Here is a 20,219-nt window from a genome sequence, read left to right as displayed (position 1 = left end):
CATAGTTTAGTACTTCTATCTAAGTCTAGTTTTTCAGCTACTCATCGTTAGTTTTTTTCAAAATACAGTCGTATTACCTTAAAAACTGCTTTGATTAGCGAAATGCTATCTCTTATATACGAGTGCTTCACTTGTGAGCATAGGTTATGAAATGAGAATGACAAGTCATTGAATGAAGGTGGTACCGCGGTTTTTCGCCCTTCGTTTGATTTCTTGTTATTTTTTTGGAGGTTATCATGAAGCAATTTCAAGTGAAACAGCGCTTTACCTTTGGTGGTGAAAAATTTGATATTCGTGATAGTTTTGGGGATCTTGCTTATCAAGTGGAGGGCTCTTTCCTCGAAATTCCAAAACGATTTATCGTGACCAATTCCAGAGGTGGGGAAGTTTGTCAGATTACTAAGAAGTTTTTGACCTTCCTGCCCCAGTTTACCATTGATATGGCAGATGGTCATTCTTTCTACTTGCAAAAGGAATTTACCTTTTTCAAGGACCGTTATACTGTGGAAAATCTAGGTTTAATCCTAGACGGAAATATCTGGGATTTGGATTTTCGCTTGAAAAGACCAGATGGTATGCTCGTAGCTGAAATCTCCAAAGAACTCTTTCATTTAACGTCTCATTACTCCGTTACTGTATTGGAGGACTCCTATGCAGATTTGGTCATTTCCTTGGTGGTCGCAATTGACTACATCGAAATGATGGAAGATGCATCGAATTAATCGTGAAATAATCATTCAGTTTAACTGGTCCGTTAAATTGAACCCGCCTAACTATCACTTATGAAAGGAAATGTTCAATTTAGATAATTTTCTGAATTGAACCGGCCCGGAAGGCTCGCTTCTTTCTAATAATTTTTCAAAATATCTAAACGAAAGGAAAGGGCATCGAGTTTATTCTGAAATGACCTCGGGCTACGGACTTTGTCAAAAAGAGAAACACTTCCTAGACGCAAGCGTCTTCATCAGGGTTCCTATTTTGACGGTGTCCGCTTAACGCCCTTAGTATCTTAGTTGAACTCGGTCTACGGACTTTCACCTAAATTATCAAATATGAAAGGAAATGTTTAATTTAACTGTTTCGTTAAATTGAACCCGCCCGGAAGGCTCGCTTCTTTCTAATAATTTTTCAAAATATCTAAACGAAAGGAAAGGGCATCGAGTTTAATCTGAAATGAACTCGGGCTAGGGACTTTGTCAAAAATAGAACCACTTCTTAGACGCAAGCGTCTTCGTCAGTTTTTCTATTTTGACGGTGTCCGCTTAACGCCCTTAGTATCTTAGTTGAACTCGGTCTACGGACTTTCCCCTAAATTATCAAATATGAAAGGAAATGTTTAATTTAACTGTTTCGTTAAATTGAACCCGCCCGGAAGGCTCGGAAAAAAGATAAACTGCCTAGGAAATCAAGATTTCCTGTCAGTTTCCTATTTTTCAGTCGCCTTCTAATCGGGCTTGGTATCTTAGTTTATGAAAAATTTATCTTCTGCTCAAATTCGTCAAATGTGGTTGGATTTCTGGAAATCAAAGGGTCACTCTGTTGAGCCTTCAGCAAATCTTGTCCCAGTAAACGATCCAACTCTTTTATGGATCAACTCTGGTGTGGCAACTCTAAAAAAATACTTCGATGGCTCTGTCATTCCAGATAACCCACGGATTACAAATGCCCAAAAATCCATCCGTACCAACGATATTGAAAACGTTGGTAAGACAGCCCGCCACCACACCATGTTTGAAATGCTTGGTAACTTCTCTATCGGTGATTATTTCCGTGATGAAGCGATTGAGTGGGGCTTTGAGCTTTTGACCAGTCCAGAATGGTTTGCTTTGCCAAAAGACAAGCTCTACATGACTTACTATCCTGATGATGTGGATTCATACAATCGTTGGATTGCCCTTGGTGTTGAGCCAAGCCACTTGATTCCGCTTGAGGATAACTTCTGGGAAATTGGTGCAGGTCCTTCTGGTCCAGATACGGAAATTTTCTTTGACCGTGGTACTGACTTTGACCCTGAAAACATTGGTATCCGTCTCTTGGAAGAAGATATTGAAAATGATCGTTACATCGAGATTTGGAATATCGTATTGTCCCAGTTCAACGCAGACCCAGCTGTTCCGCGTTCTGAGTACAAGGAATTGCCAAACAAAAACATCGATACGGGCGCAGGTTTGGAGCGTTTGGCAGCTATTTTCCAAGGGGCTAAGACCAACTTTGAAACGGATCTCTTCTTGCCAATCATTCGTGAAGTAGAAAAGATTTCTGGTAAGACCTATGACCAAGATGGCGACAACATGAGCTTCAAGGTTATTGCAGACCACATCCGTGCCCTTTCTTTTGCTATTGGTGACGGTGCCCTTCCTGGAAATGAAGGTCGTGGTTATGTCCTTCGTCGTTTGCTTCGTCGTGCTTCTATGCATGGCCAACGTTTGGGCATTACAGAGCCATTCTTGTACAAATTGGTGGAGACAGTTGGCAATATCATGGAAAGCTACTATCCAGAAATACTTGAAAAACGTGCCTTCATTGAGAAGATTGTTAAGAGTGAAGAAGAGTCATTTGCTCGTACTATCCATACAGGTTCACAATTTGCTGAGCAATTGATGGATAAATTGGCAGCAGAAGGTAAGTCTGAGATTGATGGTCGTGACATTTTCAAACTCTATGATACCTATGGTTTCCAAGTAGAATTGACAGAAGAATTGGCTGAGCACCGTGGTATGACCCTTGATATTGCTGGTTTTGAAGCGGCTATGAAAGAGCAACAGGACCGTGCCCGTGCCTCAGTTGTCAAAGGTGGTTCAATGGGTATGCAAAATGAAACCCTGGCTGCTATCACAGAAGAGTCGACCTTTGTTTACGGCCAAACAGCTCTTGAAGCAAGCTTATCTGTCATTGTGGCTGATAATGCGCGTACAGAAGCAGTCTCAGAAGGTCAAGCCCTCCTTGTCTTTGACCAAACACCATTCTATGCAGAAATGGGTGGTCAGGTTGCAGACCATGGTTTTGTGAAAAATGCTGCTGGAGACATTGTTGCGACTGTCATCGATGTGCAGAAAGCACCAAATGGTCAACCATTGCACACAGTTGAACTGTCCGCAAGCATTTCAGTTGGTCAAACCTACACACTTGAAATCGAAACAAAACGCCGTAAGGGTGTTGAGAAGAACCACACAGCAACTCACTTGCTCCATGCAGCTCTTCACAATATTATCGGCGAGCATGCAACACAGGCTGGTTCCTTGAACGAGCAAGACTTCCTCCGCTTTGACTTTACGCATTTTGAGGCAGTTACTGCGGAAGAACTTCGTCGTATTGAAGAAGAAGTCAATGAGCAAATTTGGAATGCTATCCCAGTTGTGACAGTTGAGACAGATATTGACACAGCCAAGGAAATGGGGGCAATGGCTCTCTTTGGTGAAAAATACGGTAAAGAAGTCCGCGTTGTTACTATCGGTGACTATTCTGTGGAGCTCTGTGGTGGTACCCATGTTAGCAACACCGCTGAAATCGGTATCTTCAAGATTTTGAAAGAAGAAGGTATCGGTTCAGGTACTCGCCGTATCATTGCGGTAACAGGCCGTGAAGCCTTCCTTGCCTATCGTGACCAAGAAGATGCCCTCAAAGAAGTAGCGGCAACTATCAAGTCACCGCAGATCAAGGAAGTGCCAAACAAGGTTGAAAGTCTTGCACAACAAGTTCGTGACCTGCAAAAAGAAAATGCAGCTCTGAAAGAAAAAGCAGCGGCAGCAGCTGCTGGTGATGTCTTCAAAGAGGTCAAAGATGCTAATGGCATTCGCTACATTGCTAGCCAGGTCCAAGTTTCAGATGCAGGTGCTCTCCGTACCTTCGCTGACAACTGGAAGCAAAAAGACTACTCTGACGTCTTGGTGTTGGTTGCCGCAATCGGTGACAAGGTCAATGTTCTTGTAGCAAGCAAGTCAAACGATGTTCATGCAGGTAACCTCATCAAAGTCCTTGCGCCAATCGTAGCAGGTCGTGGTGGTGGTAAGCCAGACATGGCCATGGCAGGTGGTAGCGATGCCTCTGCAATCCAAAACCTCTTGAACAGCGTAGCTGAAAACTTATAATATAGTCAGTGTATATCCCTTTGCTAGAGTGACTAGCAAGGGAATATCTTTCAAAATTGGAATGAGGAATAATAATGGAACATGTAAGTGATATTTGGCAAGAGTTGTATAATCAGGCAAAAGTCCACTATGCTCCGCATTATGTTTCGCCTTTTATTTATTCAAACCATGTTGTTGCTGCAATTGAGGCAGAAGATGGACAAATTTACACCGGTTATTGCTTTGAGGCAACAGCAGGTGTGTTTCATCTTTGTGCAGAGAGAGCAGCTGCCTTTAATATGTTTCAGGATAGTGGTCAAACAGCGATAAAACGCATTATTGCTTTTCGAGATCAAGCTCCCTTTGGAGAAGGTTCAGGAATGCCTTGCGGAGCTTGCCGTGAATTTTTGATGCAACTGTCGGCTGAGAATGCACAGACAGAAATCATGGTTGATTTTGACAAACGAGAAACCATCACATTAGGCGAACTCATGCCTTACTGGTGGGGTGAAGAAAGAATGCAAGCTGGTGTGGATCACTTGGAATAACAAATGAACTCTTTTATCCTTTGGGTAGAAGAGTTTTTTGTATGGCATTCTAGTCAATTTGACAACATTCATAAACTTTTTGACAAAAATTATTATTTTTTTGACAAAGATACTTGTCAAAAAGAAAAAGAAGTGTTACAATGATATCAAGATAAAAATCAAAAGGATTCATCTAATACGATGAACAGATAAGGAGTCACCAAATGAAACAATCCTTTATGATTACAGGAACAACCGTTGCGCGTGCAGTCGAAATAGGGTCCATTCTGTTATTGGCTTACATTCTTCTTTCTGATTTGCTGGGATGGAGCGATATGGATACAGCTCTAATGACTACTATAATTGCTTCAATTGCTTGTATCGAAGCAAGTTTACAAATGGAGAAAAAAGGAAATAAGTAGAAGGAGATAGACCATGAAACGATACATTTCAGCAGATATGGCAGCGATTATGATTGCAGGAGCCTGTATTGTCGGATTATTGATTGGAGTTGCTCTAGGTTTATTGAGTTTGAGCTAGGTGAAATAGAAGGAGAAGAAAAATGGAAAATAAAAAGAAATTATACGAAGTAGATGTTAGAAGCGATAAAAAGTTGGCAGCAAGGTTGTATGTAACTACAATTTTATTAGTGTTTCCGTTCTTTTGGCTATTTGGATTCATAGCTTCTAAAGTTGAGTTTCAAAATGTCATGAATGAGTTGCAATTTATAGAAGCACTATTTGTTTTTCTATTGCTTATTATCATGCATGAATGGATTCATGGACTGTTTTTTAAAATTTTTTGTCCCAAAAATCCAGTCAAATATGGAATTAAATGGAAAACAGGGATGGCTTATGCAATCAGTCCCAACTCCCTTTATAATCGTTTCCAAACAGTTGTAATTGCCCTTGCCCCCTTCGTTCTTATTAGTTTGGGGTTGACAGCATCTGCAATGTTTGGTTGGCTTGATAAAGGGGCTTATCAGATTCTAGCAACCATGCATTCAGTGGCTTGTATTGGTGATTTCTATTATACATATTTACTGATGGCAAAATTCAAAGAGGTAGCGGTAGAAGTAGCTGTAACAGAAAAGAGCTTGATTATCTACCAAGCCTAGAAAGGAAACAACATGGAATATGTCTTAAAAAATCGGCTCAAGGAATTGCGGGCACGAGATAGCCTCAACCAGACTGAGTTGGCAAAATTAGCAGAAGTTTCGCGGCAGACCATTAGTTTGATTGAGCGGGGGGAGTACACGCCCTCGGTGGTCATTGCCATGCGAATTGCTCAAATTTTTAATGAAAATGTGGAGAATGTCTTTCAATTAGTGGAGGTAGAAGAATGAAACAGGGGAAACAATTAACGACAAAACAAAGATGGATGAGGAATCTTACCTATTTATTTTTAGGAGCAATTTTCGGTGCATTTTATGGCTTTTTTGGAGTATTGATTTCTAAGTTTGGATTACCGTCTTTTGTCAATCTAGATAACTTTCTATTTTGTTTGCGTATCGTTACTTTTGTCATTTTCGCTGGAACCGTATATTTTATTCTTAAGGCTAACCAAACTCATAAACTTTACCATTCTATTTCAGATGAGGATGAAGAACATGTTGATGAGACATATATGAAAATGTTTCGTAACCTAGAATACGCGAACATATCTTTCAATGTTGCTGCGTCATTGACTCTTTTAAATTTAGGATTAGGTTTTGGAGTTACCTTCTTAGAAAAGGGGGCACTCATGTACGGGTCAATATTTGATGCAGTTTTCTATGTCATTCTTCTCATTTCTCAGATTTTTATCATGAAATTAACTCAGAAAATTCGTGAATATAAGTTGTCTGTATTTGCTACGGTAAAAGAGGTGAAGGATTTTATGGAGGCTATGGATGAGGGAGAAAAACAAGCTAACTACGAAATGAGTTTTCAAATCGTTTTCACTCTGAATCAAATTGTTTTGCCAGGTTTGTATCTATTCCTATTTGTACTCAGTATGCTATTGCAAGAGCGACAAATTACAGCCTTTCTAGTTGTTGCATTTTTACATATTTACATCAATGTCATGCAGGTTCGCATGGTTCGTCGTTACTTCAAATAAGAATGTTATGAAAGAGTTTTAGGTGATAGCTATGAAAAAGGAAAATCTACACATTCGAGCAATTCGTTATTTCTATGATATTGTTGGTGAGTTAGACGAGGTGTCTTATGCGGCCTTGACAAATTTCGGCAACAATATGTATATGCTCTTTATAACAGTGACACTGGTGAGCTTCCTAGTTAGCTTTGCGCTGGGAGAAGATGTCATGGGAATCAGCCTCTTCTTGACATTGGTTTATTCTCAATTCAAACAGGACGCCATTATCAAACAGTTGGGTCTAGATAAATTGGTGGTTGCCAAGGCTGATGTGAAATTGGCTCGGAAGAAAATGATGAAACGAACTCTGTTTCAAACCCTACAGATTGCCGTTTTGAGTTTGCTAGTCAGTATCGGCCTCTGGCAGTCACAAATTCCACAGGAAAGTGGAACATCTGCAGCGGAGTATTTCCAGTTTGTCACTCCTATGACAGTTATCCTGCTGACTCTTGTTGGATTCCTTAGTTTCAATATTGTCAACCGTAAGAAAATCAAACTTATTTAGTTTAGATGGAGGTCAACTCATGAAATTCTTTAAGAAAATTTATCTTGTCCTATTAATCGGTCTTGGTCTGTACGCAGTTGACTATATTTTCGGAGAATGGCTGGCTACTGGGCAGATTGATTTGTCAAATCTGAATATCCTCTTGCCGATGGTTTTGGGCTTGCCAGCTCTGCTATTGATCGAAAAAGAAAGTAATGAAAACTGACTTAGTGTATGTGAAGGAGATTGCTATGAATAGACTTGGAAATGTCAAAGATTGGAATGTGGTTAAAAATTGGAAGTTTCTCTTAGTGGGACTAGCTGTCGTTGCCCTTAATGTATTGACCCAGATGGCTATGTTTACCCTACCAAATTTTGACGGTAATAATCTGCTGATTGCTGCAGCGCTCATATTGCTTGCTGTATTGCTTGGTCTTATCTTGACTGGTAAATTAGGTCTGTGGAAAGGTGAGCAGAAGTGGGGGATGGGTGCGAATGTTGGTTTTATAGTCCTCGCCTTTATCGTTATGTTTGGTTTGAAAATAATTGGTGGGCAATTGATTATGCTGGAAGAGGGATACGGTCAGACGACTGCCAATCAGGAAATTATCAACAATTCAGGCTTGCCAACCTTAGTTTTATTTCTCTTTGCAGTTTTCTTTGCTCCAGTTTTGGAGGAACTATTTTTCAGAGGGATTCTGATGGGGAAAGTCTTTGGTAAGGATTCGATTGTGGGATTATTGCTATCGAGTTTTCTGTTTGGACTTATTCACAATCCGACCAATATCGGATCTTGGGTTGTCTACGGAGGTATGGGCCTGGTCCTTGGACTAGCCTATCGTATTTCTGGCAAATATACCAATGCACTTATTCTACACAGTCTGAATAATCTTCTCGGATTTTTGTTGATGCTTCTGATGCAAAGTCTGGGCTTGATATAGGAGGATAGGATGTAACTATTTTTATGGATTCTAGTAGGATTTCTATTTTTCAATTCTCTATCAGATAGGAAAAAAGTGAAGCAGTTGCAAGCTAGGGTAAAAAAGTTGCAGAAAACTACAAAAGGAGAAAATCAGATGTCAGTTTTATTGAAAGAATTGGTCGGAAGTAAAGCTAAAATCCGCTTTGATGAGGAATGGGTTAAAATTTCTCGTGAATTAGCGAATGGGAAGCTTGAAACCAAGTTGGTACGAGTCGATAATATTGTTGACTTGAGCTTTTAGGGAGGGAATATGTTAAAATTTATCAAACACGCTGCATTACTTTTTCTATACTTTGTTGCCTATCAAATTGCTTCAGGTTTTCTGATGGTAGGACCAACTTTACAAAGCATACCAGACATTCCTGCCCAGTTGATTGACAGTACAATTTGGATTTGTGCGATAATTGGTCTTGTTCTCTCCATTGCGCTCATTATTCTGTTATGGAAGTATATCTATCCACGCCATTCTGTTGACTATCGTGTGACAGCTTCATGGTTCCATAAGATTCAATGGCCGATATTACTCTATATTGCATTTTTTATCTTCCAATTTATTGTACCAGTCCCAGAAAGTGAAAATCAGAAGCTAGTGATTGAATTCGTATCAGCTTATCCCTTGATTGCATTTAGCTCCGTAGTGATCTTTGCTCCAATTTTAGAAGAATTGATTTTCCGTGGATTTTTTGCGACCTATTTCTTCCCTAAAATGGCAGATATGAAGGCTGTTGGAATCTATCTATTTGTAACGGGGTCTTTATTTAGTCTGGTCCATATGCCAGCAACTCTTCCTCAATTTTTGATTTATTTCACGATGGGACTCAATCTAGGATGGCTCTATCTGATCAAACGTGATATTCGTTATCCGATTGCGCTACATATGCTCAACAACGGTATTTCTTATTTGATGATTGTATTTTTAGTATAAAAAATAAGCAGCTCAGATTGAACTGCTTTTTTTGATTATAAACCGTAAAGATAATCATCATCCTGCATAGCTTCCACTTCACCGAGTAGGTATCCGTTACCGACTTGGGAGAAGAAGTCGTGGTTAGATGTACCGGTTGAGATACCGTTCATGATGATTGGGTTGACATCATCTGCTGAATCTGGGAAGAGTGGATCTTGTCCCAAGTTCATGAGAGCCTTGTTGGCATTGTAACGGAGGAAGGTCAATACTTCCTCTGTCCAGCCGACTGCGTCATAGAGGGAGCGTGTGTAACCTTCTTCATTTTCGTAAAGTTGGTAGAGAAGGTCGTACATCCAGTCGCGGAGTCTATCTTGTTCTTCCTCGGACAATTCATTGAAACCAAGTTGGAACTTGTAACCAATGTAGGTACCGTGAACAGACTCGTCACGGATAATCAGCTTGATGATTTCCGCAACGTTGGCCAGCTTGTTGTTACCAAGGTAGTAGAGTGGCGTGAAGAAACCAGAGTAGAAGAGGAAGGTTTCTAGGAATACGCTGGCAACTTTCTTCTCAAGTGGTGTACCTGTTTCGTAGATTTCGTTGATAATCTTTGCCTTGCGTTGCAAGTATTCGTTGCTGTTGGTCCATTCAAAGATGTCTTCAATCTCAGACTTGGTATTCAAGGTTGAGAAGATAGAAGAGTAAGACTTGGCATGGACTGACTCCATGAATTGGATGTTGTTGTAAACAGCTTCTTCGTGCGGTGTACGAATATCGTTGCGGAGGGCTTGGACACCTGTTTCAGATTGTAGAGTATCCAAGAGAGTTAATCCACCAAAGACCTTACCAACTAGGTCTTTTTCTTCAGCAGTAAGTTTACGCCAGTCATCCAAGTCGTTTGATAATGGGATACGTGTATCGAGCCAGAATTGCTCGGTCAACTTTTCCCAAGTTGACTTGTCGATAACATCCTCAATGGCGTTCCAGTTTATGGCTTTGTAGTAGGTTTCCATCATATTCTCTTTCTTTTTCTTATACTTCAAATATTATATCACAAATAGATAGTAGCCTGTAAAAAAATCCCCTAAAAGGGATTTTAATCGATTGCTTATTAGTTGCTTCACGTGTTGTAAGGTAGCTAGCTAATCCGCTCATAGCGGTTGGCGTAGCTTAGCTAGTTGGCTTGCCAACAGCTAGACTTGTGAAAGTTACGACCTGAGAAAAGTCGTTCGAACTTAACGACTTTTCGAGGTAGTAAGCCACTTAGGTATTGACCAAATAGTCAGTACCGTTCATTCATTAGATGCTTTGGTATTAGTGTATTGCGACACGTAGAAACTGAAGACGATATTTCTTCAGTTTCGAAGTTAGTAAGGTAGCTAGCCAATCCGCTCATAGCGGTTGGCGTAGATTAGGTAGTTGGCTTGCCAACAGCTAAACTTGTGAAAGTTACGACCTGAGAAAAGTCGTTCGATAATAACGACTTTTCGAGGTAGTAAGCCACTTAGGTACTGACCAAATAGTCAGTACCGTTCATTCATTAGATGCTTTAGCATCAATGAATGTTAGTGTCTTGAAATCGAGTTCGGGCTAAGGACTTGGCAAAAAAGATAAATCCCTTTGAGATGCAAGACATCTCTGCGGTATTTCCTATTTTTGCTGTGTCCTTTTGACGCCCTCACATCTTAGATCACACAACTTTCGCATTGATTTGCGCCGACTTCTTCGCCGTCATCGGTAAAAGTACGGATGTAGTAGATAGACTTGATACCTTTGTTGAAGGCGTAGTTACGGAGGATAGAGAGGTCACGGGTGGTTTGTTTGTTCTCTGTTTTCCATTCGTAGAGTTCTTTTGGAAGCTCACTGCGGAGGAAGAGGGTGAGGGACAAACCTTGGTCCACGTGTTCTGTTGCGGCAGCATAGACATCGATGACCTTGCGCATATCCATATCGTAGGCAGACTTGTAGAATGGAATGGTTTCAGTTGCCAAACCAGCTGCTGGATAGTAGATTTTACCGATTTTCTTCTCTTGGCGTTCTTCAATCCGCTGGGTAATCGGGTGAATAGAAGCAGAAACATCGTTGATATAGCTGATAGATCCATTCGGTGCAACAGCTAGACGGTTTTGATGATAGAGACCATCTGCCATTACTTTTTCACGAAGCTCCGCCCAATCTTGTCCACTTGGAATGAAAATGCCTTCAAAAAGTTCTTTAACACGGTCAGATTGCGGTTGGTAGTCACCGGTTACATATTTATCAAAATATGTACCGTCTGCGTATTTTGATTTTTCAAAGTTATGGAAAGTAGCCTTGCGTTCACGGGCAATGTTATTTGATTCTACCAAGGTCCAGTAGTTAAGGAGCATGAAGTAGATGTTGGTAAATTCTACGGCTGTTTTTGAACCGTAGTCGATCAGGTTCTGGGCCAAGTATGAATGAAGTCCCATAGCACCAAGACCGATAGAATGAGCACGTTCATTTCCAGCTTCGATAGACGGTACCGCAGAAATGTGCGAATGGTCCGTCACGTAGGTCAAAGCACGAGTCATGGTACGGACAGAAAGTCCAAAGTCAGGTGACTTCATGAGGTTGACGATGTTGGTTGAACCAAGGTTACATGACACGTCTGTTCCCATAGTCAAGTATTCCTGAGAGTCGTTGATAACGCTTGGCGTTTGGACTTGTAGAATTTCTGAACAGAGGTTAGACATGATAATCTTGCCGTCAACAGGATTGCTACGGTTGGCTGTATCAATGTTGATAACATAAGGATAGCCAGATTCCTGTTGAAGTTTAGAAATTTCTGTTTCTAGGTCACGTGCCTTGATTTTTGTCTTACGGATACGTGGGTTTGCTACCAACTCGTCGTATTTCTCAGTAATATCAAGGTAGCTATAAGGGACACCGTATTCCAACTCAACTGAGTATGGGCTGAAGAGGTACATATCTTCATTTTTACGTGCCAATTCGTAGAATTTATCAGGAACGGTAATACCGAGTGATAAGGTCTTCACACGAACTTTCTCATCGGCATTTTCTTTCTTAGTCGAAAGGAAGGAAATAATGTCTGGGTGGAAAACATCCAGGTAAACAACCCCAGCTCCTTGACGTTGTCCAAGTTGGTTAGAATAGGAGAAGCTGTCTTCGAAGAGTTTCATAACAGGAACAACCCCAGAAGCTGCCCCCTCATAGCCCTTGATTGGAGCACCTGCCTCACGCAAGTTGCTGAGGGAGATGCCGACGCCACCACCGATACGGGACAATTGCAGAGCAGAGTTGATAGAACGTCCGATAGAGTTCATATCGTCAGTGACTTGGATGAGGAAACACGATACCAACTCACCACGACGGGCACGGCCTGCGTTGAGGAAAGACGGTGTTGCTGGCTGGTAACGAAGATGAATCATTTCGTTGGCCAGGTTTAGTGCTAATTCTTCGTCGCCCTCAGCAAAATACAAGGCGTTGAAGAGAACACGGTCTTCCATGCTTTCCAAGTAGTAGGCACCGTCGTTGGTTTTGAGGGCATACTGGTTGTAAAACTTGTAGGCTGCCATGAAAGACTTGAAACGGAAGTTTTGGTCTTTCAAGAATTGATCAATTTTGATGATAAATTCTGGACTGTATTGGTCTAAAAACTCTTTTTCAAGGTAATTTTCTTCTAATAGATAAGCAATCTTGTCTAAAATACTATCAAATTGCTTGGTATTTGGAAGGACATTTTCCTTGAAGAAAGCCTTGACAGCCTCTTTGTCCTTGTGGAGTGGGATTTGCCCATTAACAGGACGGTTAATTTCGTTATTCAAACGGAAGTAGGACACATCGCCTAATTCTTTCAAACTCATAGTCGCAATCTCTTTCTATAAACAGTAGGGAGTTAAACCAAGGCTTTTAGTTTTCCTGGTTGAAAACCTGAGAAAACATCATTTTCAGTTTCGATAACAGGTGCAGCTGAGAAACCGAGCCCTTTTACGTGATCGATAAATTCAGGCTGTTCATCTAGATTGATTTCTTTATAATCTACACTATGTTGATCCAAGAATTTCTTGGTCATTTTACACTGTACACAATCATTTTTTGAATAGATCGTTACCATTCAATTTCTCCTTTGTCCATGAGGGATTAATAGAAAATCCCAATTTTGTTACCAATCTAGGATACAAGATTTTAAGGTTAAAGTCAAGAAGGAAGTTTATTTAAAATCACAAAATATAGTGCACAATATTTTTACAAGACACCATATATTGTACATACGTCCAATGCTGCCAAGTCGAAAATAGCGTTTACATAGCTGTTTCTATTTAGTTTGATAACCCTAACAATCTCTCGGTAAAGTATAAATCAGCTTTTTTACAAATGTCATAATGTTTTGAAGGAAACATGCAGTGTTATAAAATGTAACATTTATAGTGATATATGTATTGAATATATATTAGCTTTTGTACTATACTATTTAATAATGCCAAAGGAGGTTATAAAATATGGAAAAATCACATAGAAAACGCTTGTTTCATAAAGGGAAAGAATATTCATATTATGCATTGGATTCGATTTCAATGGAAGAAAAAGTGGATATTCATTCACTTCCCTATACTATTCGTATTTTATTAGAAAGTCTTTTAAGAAAAAAAGATGGTTTGGATGTTACAAAAAATCACATAATGGAGTTGCTTCATTATCAGGCTGCATCTCCTAAAGGAGAAATTCCTTTTAAACCTAGTCGTGTTATTTTGCAAGATTTTACAGGTGTTCCTGTTGTGGTAGATTTAGCCTCCATGCGTGATGCGGTGGTGAAAGCAGGTGGAAACCCTGAATTGATTAATCCGGAAATTCCAGTGGATTTAGTCATCGACCACTCCGTTCAAGTTGATTTTTTTGGGACTGAAGATGCTCTGGAGAAAAATATTGCCTTAGAGTTCGAAAGAAATAATGAACGTTATGAATTTCTGAAATGGGCAGAGAATTCCTTTGAAAATTATCGCGCTGTGCCTCCAGCGACAGGAATTATCCATCAGGTAAATATTGAATTTCTAAGCGATGTTATTATCAACAAGGATGGTTTGCTTTATCCAGATTCTATGTTTGGTACAGACAGTCATACGACCATGATTAACGGTATTGGTGTACTTGGTTGGGGTGTAGGTGGTATTGAGGCGGAAGCTGCAATGTTGGGTGAAGCATCCTATTTTCCCGTTCCTGAAGTGATTGGCGTTCGCCTAGCTGGGCAATTGCCTAAGGTTGCCACTGCAACGGATTTGGCGCTTAAGGTCACTCAACTTCTACGTCAGGAAAATGTAGTTGGGAAGTTTGTCGAATTTTTTGGACCAGGTTTATCTTCTCTTACATTAGCGGATCGAGCAACTGTTTCCAATATGGCTCCAGAATACGGTGCGACCTGTGGCTATTTCCCGATCGATGGAGAAACTTTACATTATATGAGATTGACCAACCGTTCGGAGGAGCACGTGGAGTTGACAGAAGCCTATGCTAAGGCTAATTATTTATTCTATGATGCTGAACGTTTTCCGTCTTATAGCAAGGTTTTAGAATTGGATTTATCGACAGTAGTCCCATCTATTTCTGGTCCTAAGAGACCACAGGATTTGATAGAATTAACAGATGCAAAAGCAGAGTTTCAGGCTAGTTTAATACGTGAAGTAGGTGTGCGTGGATTTGGTTTGGAGGAAGCAGAGTTAGATAAAACAGCCACGGTTAAGTATGTTGAAGGAGATGAGCAAATTCAAACAGGTCATGTTGCTATTGCGGCGATTACCTCGTGTACAAATACCTCTAATCCGTATGTCCTTTTGGCGGCAGGATTACTGGCAAAAAATGCGGTAGAAAAAGGTTTGGCAGTTTCTAAGACGGTCAAGACGTCATTGGCACCAGGCTCAAAAGTAGTGACTGGCTATTTGAAAAAATCAGGTTTGCAGACCTATCTAGATGCTTTAGGGTTCAATTTGGTTGGTTATGGTTGTACAACTTGTATAGGTAACTCAGGTGATCTGCGTCCTGAAGTAGCGGAGGCGATTAAGGAAGAAGATTTATTGGTTTCTGCGGTATTATCTGGAAATCGTAACTTTGAAGGCCGGATTAATCCATTGGTAAAAGCTAATTTCTTAGCGAGCCCACCGCTTGTTGTTGCCTATGCTATTGCGGGAAATATGAATGTAGATTTAACAAGGGATCCGCTGGGGTATGATGAGAAGCAACAAGCTGTCTACCTTGCGGACATTATGCCAAGTCGTAAGGAGGTAGATGACTACATTGAGCGTTATGTGACTCGTGACCTTTATAAGGAAGAATACCAACAGGTATTTACAGATAGTCAGGCTTGGAATGCGATTGAAACAAAGACAGAGAAGAATTACAATTGGAATTCATCTTCAACCTATATTCAAAATCCGCCCTATTTTGACAACATGCAGGCAGATTTATCCATAAAACCACTGGAAAATTTATCTGTTTTGGCTAAATTTGGCGATTCTGTAACGACAGATCATATTTCCCCGGCGGGGAATATTGCACGATTGAGTCCTGCAGCTCATTATCTCGAAGAGAATGGTATTGTTTATAAGGATTTTAATTCTTATGGAAGTCGTCGTGGAAATCACGAAGTCATGATGCGTGGGACTTTTGCAAATATTCGTATAAAGAATGAGCTGGCAGCTGGAAAAATTGGTGGTTGGACAAGAGTTGGCGATGAGATTCTTCCAATCTATGATGCAGCCATGAGATATAAGGAAGCTGGTGTCGGTAGTATTGTTATTGCTGGTAAAGACTATGGGATGGGGTCAAGCCGTGACTGGGCAGCCAAAGGTTCAAGTTTACTTGGTGTGAAGGCTGTTCTTGCTGAGTCATTTGAGCGGATTCACCGTTCAAACTTAGTGATGATGGGTGTTCTTCCTTTACAATTTTTAGAAGGTCAGTCGGCAGAAAGTCTTGGCTTGACTGGACATGAAAGCTATACAATCGACTTGCCAGAAGATGTCGGTGTTGGTCAAATTGTAACAGTCCATGCGCAAACAGACGAGGTTAAAAAGGAGTTTCAAGCTCTGGTGCGGTTTGATGCAGAAGCGGATATTCGTTATTATCGCCACGGAGGTATTTTACCTATGGTAGTAAGAAAGAAACTAGGAGGAAAGGTATGACAGAAACGAATGGGTTAAAAGATGCGATTGCCTGTGATACGCGAATCAGTGCAATTGAAAATGACCGTTTGTCCTATGCAGGGTATGACATTGCTGAATTGATGGAGAATAACGCTTCTTTTGAGGAAGTCATCTATCTTCTGTGGAACCTGCATTTGCCAACTCAGATTGAATTAAATTATTTTGAGAAAAGTCTGCGAAAAGAATATGCGATTTCAGATGCGGTAGAGCAATGTATTCTGATTCAATCACGGCGACATTTGCATCCTATGAGCGTGTTGCGTTCGACTGTATCTCTCCTTGGAGTATATAATGTACACGCTGAAGAGAATTCGTTAGAAGCATTGTATGAACAATCTATTCAGATTATGGCCAAGGTTCCGACGATTATTGCAACATTTGCTCGTTTGAGACGTGGATTGGTTCCAATTGAACCGCGGTCTGATCTGGGGTTTGCGGCGAATTTTCTTTATATGCTGAATGGTGAGGAGCCGAGTGATTTACAAATCAAAGCGTTTAACAAAGCTTTGGTGCTTCATGCTGATCATGAATTGAATGCGTCTACTTTTGCTGCGCGTGTCACGGCATCAACGTTAACGGATTTATATTCTTGTGTCACCACGGCAATTGGGACTCTGAAAGGCTCATTGCATGGTGGTGCAAATGAACGAGTGTTTGACATGTTGCTGGCTATTCGCGAGAGTGGTGATACCGAGAGATATTTGCAGAAGAAGCTGGATTCGAAGGAAAAAATTATGGGATTTGGTCATCGAGTCTATAAAACGGTTGATCCTCGTCAAGAGTATTTGAAGGAGATGGCGCGTGATTTGACATTCGGAACAGACGATGAAGCGTTTTATAGATTGTCAGAGGAAGTAGAGAGCTTTATTAAAAACAAAAAAGGTTTAATTCCAAACGTAGACTTCTATTCGGCGACAGTTTACCATGTGCTAGGTATTGATAGTGATATTTTTACATTGATTTTTGCAATGAGCCGTATGGCGGGGTGGATTGCACATGTCCAGGAACAACGGAAAAATAATAAATTGCTTCGTCCGCGCTCTTCCTACTTAGGTGGTAGGAATTTGGCTTACATCCCGATTGGAAAGAGGTAAATATGGCAGAAAAAATCCTGATGAGAGAGGGACGGTTAATTGTCCCAGATTGTCCCGTTATTCCCTATATTGAAGGAGATGGTATTGGCAGGGATATTTGGTCAGTCAGTCAAAAAGTTATTGATGCTGCAGTGAAAAAAGCCTATGCAGGTCAACGTTCTATTCAGTGGAGGGAGGTTTTTGCAGGAGAAAAGGCTTATGAATTAACGGGAACTTCTTTGCCGAGTGAGACACTGGAAATAATCCGTGAGCATCTGGTTGCAATCAAAGGTCCCTTGGGGACGCCGATTGGGAAAGGTCATCGTTCTCTTAATGTTGCACTTCGTCAAGAATTAGATTTGTATGCCTGTGTGCGCCCGATTCGCTATTTTAAGGGAGTACCAAGTCCGCTGAAAGAGCCTGAAAAGACGGATATTACTATTTTTCGTGAAAATACAGAAGATATTTATGCAGGTATTGAATGGGAGGCTGGTTCAGATGAAGTTGCCAAAGTCATTTCCTTTTTACAAGAAGAAATGGGAGTGGTAAATATCCGTTTTCCAGAATCTTCAAGTATTGGTATCAAACCGATTTCGGAAGAAGGGAGTAAACGCCTCATTCGCTCTGCAATAGAATATGCCCTAGAACATCAATTGAAGAAGGTGACCTTGGTTCATAAGGGAAATATTCAAAAGTTTACAGAAGGCGGTTTCCGCAAGTGGGGTTATGAATTGGCGAAAGAAGAATTTGCTACAGAACTTGCAGAGGGGATTTTGGTAGTAAATGACATTATTGCGGATAACTTTCTGCAGCAGATTTTATTGGCGCCGGAAAACTTCCAGGTGGTTGCTCTTACAAATCTAAATGGAGATTATGCATCAGATGCTCTTGCGGCACAGGTCGGAGGAATAGGCATCTCACCGGGTGCTAACATTAACTACCAGACAGGTCATGCGATTTTTGAGGCAACCCATGGAACTGCTCCTGATATTGCAGGAAAGGATTTGGCTAATCCATGTTCCCTCTTGCTTTCGGCTTGTATGATGTTGGAATATATAGGCTGGAAAGAAGCAGCTGCTTTAATTATTCAGGCCTTGGAAGACGCTTTTATAAATAAAAATGTTACGCTTGATTTTGCTAAAATTTTGGACGTTGCTCATCAATCTACTAGTCAATTTTCAGAAGTTCTAATAGATTCTATAATGAAGAAAAAGTAAAATGAACCTCTCTTTTTATCGAAAGTTCTATAATGAAGTTAGCCACCTTACCTTAGTCAAGAATTAGATGTTTCACTATGTTTGAGTAAGTTGATGATTTCATTTGATAACAGGCTTGAAGCTGTTAGGCTAGTTGCCCAAGGCTAATCATAGCCTTGGTTTAGCTGAAAAAACAGCTTCAAGGGTGCCTGGTGTCAAATGAAATGTGATTTAAGGTATAAGAAAACACCTCTGTGCTATACTTGTTGTTCACCACAAACACAAGGAAAGGCACAGAGATGCAAGGACATTATACCCCAAAAGGGAAACATTTGACAATAGATAACCGTCGCTTGATTGAGCGGTGGAAACTTGAAAATAAGTCAAATCGTGAAATTGCAGGCTTGTTAGGAAAGGCGCCTCAAACGATTCATAATGAAATCAAGCGTGGGACAACCTTACAACAAGTGCGAAAAGGGGTCTACAAAAAAGTTTATTCTGCTGATTATGCACAAACTGTTTACCATTCCAATCGAAAACGGTCGGTTAAAAAGATAATCCTAACGAAAGAAATGAAAGAGAAGATTTTACACTATCATAAGCAAAAATTTTCACCTGAAATGATAGTGAAGAAGAAGCAAGTGAAAGTAGGTATTTCAACCATCTACTATTGGTTTCATAATGGTCATTTAGGATTGAAGAAATCGGACATGCTTTATCCTAGAAAAGGGAAAGGTGGCAAGAAGCAAGCTAGTCCGAACTTTAAGCCAGCTGGTAAATCAATCGAAGAGCGACCAGAGGTCATCAATCTTCGATTGGAAAACGGTCATTATGAAATTGATACAGTTCTACTAACCAGAGCGAAAAATCAGTGTCTTTTAGTCTTAACCGACCGACGAAGTAGACACCAAATCATAAGATTAATTCCAAGTAAAACTGCTGAAGCTGTCAATCAGGCACTTAGGTTACTATTGGCTGAGTATCATATTTTATCAATAACTGCAGATAATGGTTCGGAGTTCAAACGATTGTCTGAGGTATTTCCTGAGGAACATATCTACTATGCACATCCCTACTCTTCATGGGAAAGAGGTTCAAATGAAAACCATAATCGATTGATTCGGAGATGGTTACCTAAAGGAACCAAGAAAACGACTCCGAAAGAAGTAGCTTTTATCGAAAATTGGATTAACAACTACCCTAAAAAATGCTTGGACTACAAGTCGCCAAGTGAATTTCTTTTGGGTGGCTAACTTCAACTTGAAATTTGGGCCTCTCTTTTTATGACGGAAACATGAAAGAAAGGTAAAAAAATCTTGAAAATGATTTCAAAAAGTGGTATAATGTCTTTTGTAAGGGTTATCACAAATAACTCACAATTTTGTAAAAATAAAGGAGAATCCAAATATGGCTTCAAAAGACTTCCACATTGTGGCAGAAACAGGTATCCACGCTCGTCCAGCAACTTTGCTTGTTCAAACTGCTAGCAAATTCGCTTCAGACATCACTTTGAACTACAAAGATAAATCAGTTAACCTTAAATCTATCATGGGTGTTATGAGTCTTGGTGTTGGTCAAGGTGCTGACGTAACAATCTCTGCTGAAGGTGCTGATGCTGACGACGCAATCGCAGCTATCACTGAAACAATGGAAAAAGAAGGATTGGCATAAGAAT

At 40.4% G+C, this 20,219-nt stretch carries 19 protein-coding genes and 1 pseudogene; 17 read left to right on the top strand and 3 right to left on the bottom strand.

The window, feature by feature from the left end; translation table 11 throughout:
- Positions 1 to 236: 236 nt before the first annotated feature.
- The 12 genes and pseudogenes from CWM22_08400 to CWM22_08345 all read left to right on the top strand — a co-directional run bounded on the left by CWM22_08400 (position 237) and on the right by CWM22_08345 (position 9,121).
- Positions 237 to 722, top strand: coding sequence for a UDP-N-acetylenolpyruvoylglucosamine reductase (locus tag CWM22_08400; GenBank protein ID AUC91911.1), 486 nt, complete (start codon positions 237 to 239; stop codon positions 720 to 722).
- A 747-nt stretch (positions 723 to 1,469) separates the two neighbouring features.
- On the top strand, positions 1,470 to 4,088 hold the full coding sequence (locus CWM22_08395; GenBank protein ID AUC91910.1) for an alanine--tRNA ligase: 2,619 nt from the start codon (positions 1,470 to 1,472) through the stop codon (positions 4,086 to 4,088).
- Between the two features lie 74 nt (positions 4,089 to 4,162).
- Positions 4,163 to 4,615 (top strand): cytidine deaminase, encoded by a 453-nt coding sequence (locus CWM22_08390; protein AUC91909.1) that lies wholly within the window; start codon positions 4,163 to 4,165, stop codon positions 4,613 to 4,615.
- A gap of 203 nt (positions 4,616 to 4,818) precedes the next feature.
- Positions 4,819 to 5,016, top strand: a complete 198-nt coding sequence (locus CWM22_08385) for a hypothetical protein (GenBank protein ID AUC91908.1) — start codon at positions 4,819 to 4,821, stop codon at positions 5,014 to 5,016.
- 140 nt (positions 5,017 to 5,156) lie between these two features.
- The gene (locus tag CWM22_08380; GenBank protein AUC91907.1) at positions 5,157 to 5,711 is read left to right on the top strand and encodes a transcriptional regulator; all 555 of its coding nucleotides are present in this window, start codon (positions 5,157 to 5,159) and stop codon (positions 5,709 to 5,711) included.
- A 12-nt stretch (positions 5,712 to 5,723) separates the two neighbouring features.
- Positions 5,724 to 5,939, top strand: coding sequence for a transcriptional regulator (locus CWM22_08375; protein AUC91906.1), 216 nt, complete (start codon positions 5,724 to 5,726; stop codon positions 5,937 to 5,939).
- Entirely contained in the window at positions 5,936 to 6,694 is a 759-nt protein-coding gene (locus CWM22_08370) for a DUF3169 domain-containing protein (protein AUC91905.1), read from the top strand. The genes CWM22_08375 and CWM22_08370 overlap by 4 nt, the downstream gene beginning before the upstream one ends.
- 31 nt (positions 6,695 to 6,725) lie before the next feature.
- Positions 6,726 to 7,235, top strand: coding sequence for a hypothetical protein (locus CWM22_08365; GenBank protein ID AUC91904.1), 510 nt, complete (start codon positions 6,726 to 6,728; stop codon positions 7,233 to 7,235).
- 19 nt (positions 7,236 to 7,254) lie between these two features.
- Positions 7,255 to 7,440 (top strand): hypothetical protein, encoded by a 186-nt coding sequence (locus CWM22_08360; protein AUC91903.1) that lies wholly within the window; start codon positions 7,255 to 7,257, stop codon positions 7,438 to 7,440.
- Between the two features lie 25 nt (positions 7,441 to 7,465).
- Positions 7,466 to 8,155: a CPBP family intramembrane metalloprotease gene (locus CWM22_08355; GenBank protein AUC92870.1), complete on the top strand. Its 690-nt coding sequence runs from the start codon at positions 7,466 to 7,468 to the stop codon at positions 8,153 to 8,155.
- Positions 8,156 to 8,164: 9 nt separating this feature from the next.
- Positions 8,165 to 8,437: pseudogene (locus CWM22_08350) on the top strand (hypothetical protein).
- A 9-nt stretch (positions 8,438 to 8,446) separates the two neighbouring features.
- On the top strand, positions 8,447 to 9,121 hold the full coding sequence (locus tag CWM22_08345; GenBank protein ID AUC91902.1) for a CPBP family intramembrane metalloprotease: 675 nt from the start codon (positions 8,447 to 8,449) through the stop codon (positions 9,119 to 9,121).
- Between the two features lie 35 nt (positions 9,122 to 9,156).
- On the opposite strand, the gene CWM22_08340 is transcribed toward CWM22_08345, so the two are convergent.
- The 3 genes from CWM22_08340 to CWM22_08330 all read right to left on the bottom strand — a co-directional run bounded on the left by CWM22_08340 (position 9,157) and on the right by CWM22_08330 (position 13,199).
- On the bottom strand, positions 9,157 to 10,116 hold the full coding sequence (locus CWM22_08340) for a class 1b ribonucleoside-diphosphate reductase subunit beta (GenBank protein AUC91901.1): 960 nt from the start codon (positions 10,114 to 10,116) through the stop codon (positions 9,157 to 9,159).
- A gap of 672 nt (positions 10,117 to 10,788) precedes the next feature.
- Positions 10,789 to 12,948: a class 1b ribonucleoside-diphosphate reductase subunit alpha gene (locus CWM22_08335; GenBank protein ID AUC91900.1), complete on the bottom strand. Its 2,160-nt coding sequence runs from the start codon at positions 12,946 to 12,948 to the stop codon at positions 10,789 to 10,791.
- Between the two features lie 32 nt (positions 12,949 to 12,980).
- Positions 12,981 to 13,199, bottom strand: a complete 219-nt coding sequence (locus CWM22_08330) for a glutaredoxin-like protein NrdH (protein ID AUC91899.1) — start codon at positions 13,197 to 13,199, stop codon at positions 12,981 to 12,983.
- A 385-nt stretch (positions 13,200 to 13,584) separates the two neighbouring features.
- Here CWM22_08330 and acnA point away from each other — a divergent pair, with 385 nt between their 5' ends.
- The 5 genes from acnA to CWM22_08305 all read left to right on the top strand — a co-directional run bounded on the left by acnA (position 13,585) and on the right by CWM22_08305 (position 20,215).
- On the top strand, positions 13,585 to 16,254 hold the full coding sequence (acnA, locus tag CWM22_08325) for an aconitate hydratase AcnA (protein ID AUC91898.1): 2,670 nt from the start codon (positions 13,585 to 13,587) through the stop codon (positions 16,252 to 16,254).
- Complete coding sequence (locus CWM22_08320) at positions 16,251 to 17,369, top strand: citrate synthase (GenBank protein ID AUC91897.1); 1,119 nt, start codon at positions 16,251 to 16,253, stop codon at positions 17,367 to 17,369. Before acnA ends, CWM22_08320 begins: the two co-directional genes overlap by 4 nt.
- A 2-nt stretch (positions 17,370 to 17,371) precedes the next feature.
- Complete coding sequence (locus CWM22_08315; protein ID AUC91896.1) at positions 17,372 to 18,565, top strand: isocitrate dehydrogenase (NADP(+)); 1,194 nt, start codon at positions 17,372 to 17,374, stop codon at positions 18,563 to 18,565.
- Positions 18,566 to 18,843: 278 nt separating this feature from the next.
- A complete protein-coding gene (locus CWM22_08310) occupies positions 18,844 to 19,797 on the top strand; it encodes an IS30 family transposase (GenBank protein ID AUC91895.1) in 954 nt (317 codons plus the stop codon).
- A 154-nt stretch (positions 19,798 to 19,951) separates the two neighbouring features.
- A complete protein-coding gene (locus CWM22_08305; protein AUC91894.1) occupies positions 19,952 to 20,215 on the top strand; it encodes a phosphocarrier protein HPr in 264 nt (87 codons plus the stop codon).
- Positions 20,216 to 20,219: the final 4 nt, after the last annotated feature.

Source organism: Streptococcus suis (assembly GCA_002831545.1).
Lineage (GTDB): Bacteria > Bacillota > Bacilli > Lactobacillales > Streptococcaceae > Streptococcus > Streptococcus suis_P.
The sequence above is the reverse complement of the archived record's forward strand: the minus strand, read 5'-3'. Positions and strand labels throughout refer to the sequence as shown.

Coding starts and splice junctions, on each gene's coding strand:
- CWM22_08400 (AUC91911.1), top strand. CDS start 237: ATGAAGCAATTTCAAGTGAAACAGCGCTTTACCTTTGGTGGTGAAAAA.
- CWM22_08395 (AUC91910.1), top strand. CDS start 1,470: ATGAAAAATTTATCTTCTGCTCAAATTCGTCAAATGTGGTTGGATTTC.
- CWM22_08390 (AUC91909.1), top strand. CDS start 4,163: ATGGAACATGTAAGTGATATTTGGCAAGAGTTGTATAATCAGGCAAAA.
- CWM22_08385 (AUC91908.1), top strand. CDS start 4,819: ATGAAACAATCCTTTATGATTACAGGAACAACCGTTGCGCGTGCAGTC.
- CWM22_08380 (AUC91907.1), top strand. CDS start 5,157: ATGGAAAATAAAAAGAAATTATACGAAGTAGATGTTAGAAGCGATAAA.
- CWM22_08375 (AUC91906.1), top strand. CDS start 5,724: ATGGAATATGTCTTAAAAAATCGGCTCAAGGAATTGCGGGCACGAGAT.
- CWM22_08370 (AUC91905.1), top strand. CDS start 5,936: ATGAAACAGGGGAAACAATTAACGACAAAACAAAGATGGATGAGGAAT.
- CWM22_08365 (AUC91904.1), top strand. CDS start 6,726: ATGAAAAAGGAAAATCTACACATTCGAGCAATTCGTTATTTCTATGAT.
- CWM22_08360 (AUC91903.1), top strand. CDS start 7,255: ATGAAATTCTTTAAGAAAATTTATCTTGTCCTATTAATCGGTCTTGGT.
- CWM22_08355 (AUC92870.1), top strand. CDS start 7,466: ATGAATAGACTTGGAAATGTCAAAGATTGGAATGTGGTTAAAAATTGG.
- CWM22_08345 (AUC91902.1), top strand. CDS start 8,447: ATGTTAAAATTTATCAAACACGCTGCATTACTTTTTCTATACTTTGTT.
- CWM22_08340 (AUC91901.1), bottom strand. CDS start 10,116: ATGGAAACCTACTACAAAGCCATAAACTGGAACGCCATTGAGGATGTT.
- CWM22_08335 (AUC91900.1), bottom strand. CDS start 12,948: ATGAGTTTGAAAGAATTAGGCGATGTGTCCTACTTCCGTTTGAATAAC.
- CWM22_08330 (AUC91899.1), bottom strand. CDS start 13,199: ATGGTAACGATCTATTCAAAAAATGATTGTGTACAGTGTAAAATGACC.
- acnA (AUC91898.1), top strand. CDS start 13,585: ATGGAAAAATCACATAGAAAACGCTTGTTTCATAAAGGGAAAGAATAT.
- CWM22_08320 (AUC91897.1), top strand. CDS start 16,251: ATGACAGAAACGAATGGGTTAAAAGATGCGATTGCCTGTGATACGCGA.
- CWM22_08315 (AUC91896.1), top strand. CDS start 17,372: ATGGCAGAAAAAATCCTGATGAGAGAGGGACGGTTAATTGTCCCAGAT.
- CWM22_08310 (AUC91895.1), top strand. CDS start 18,844: ATGCAAGGACATTATACCCCAAAAGGGAAACATTTGACAATAGATAAC.
- CWM22_08305 (AUC91894.1), top strand. CDS start 19,952: ATGGCTTCAAAAGACTTCCACATTGTGGCAGAAACAGGTATCCACGCT.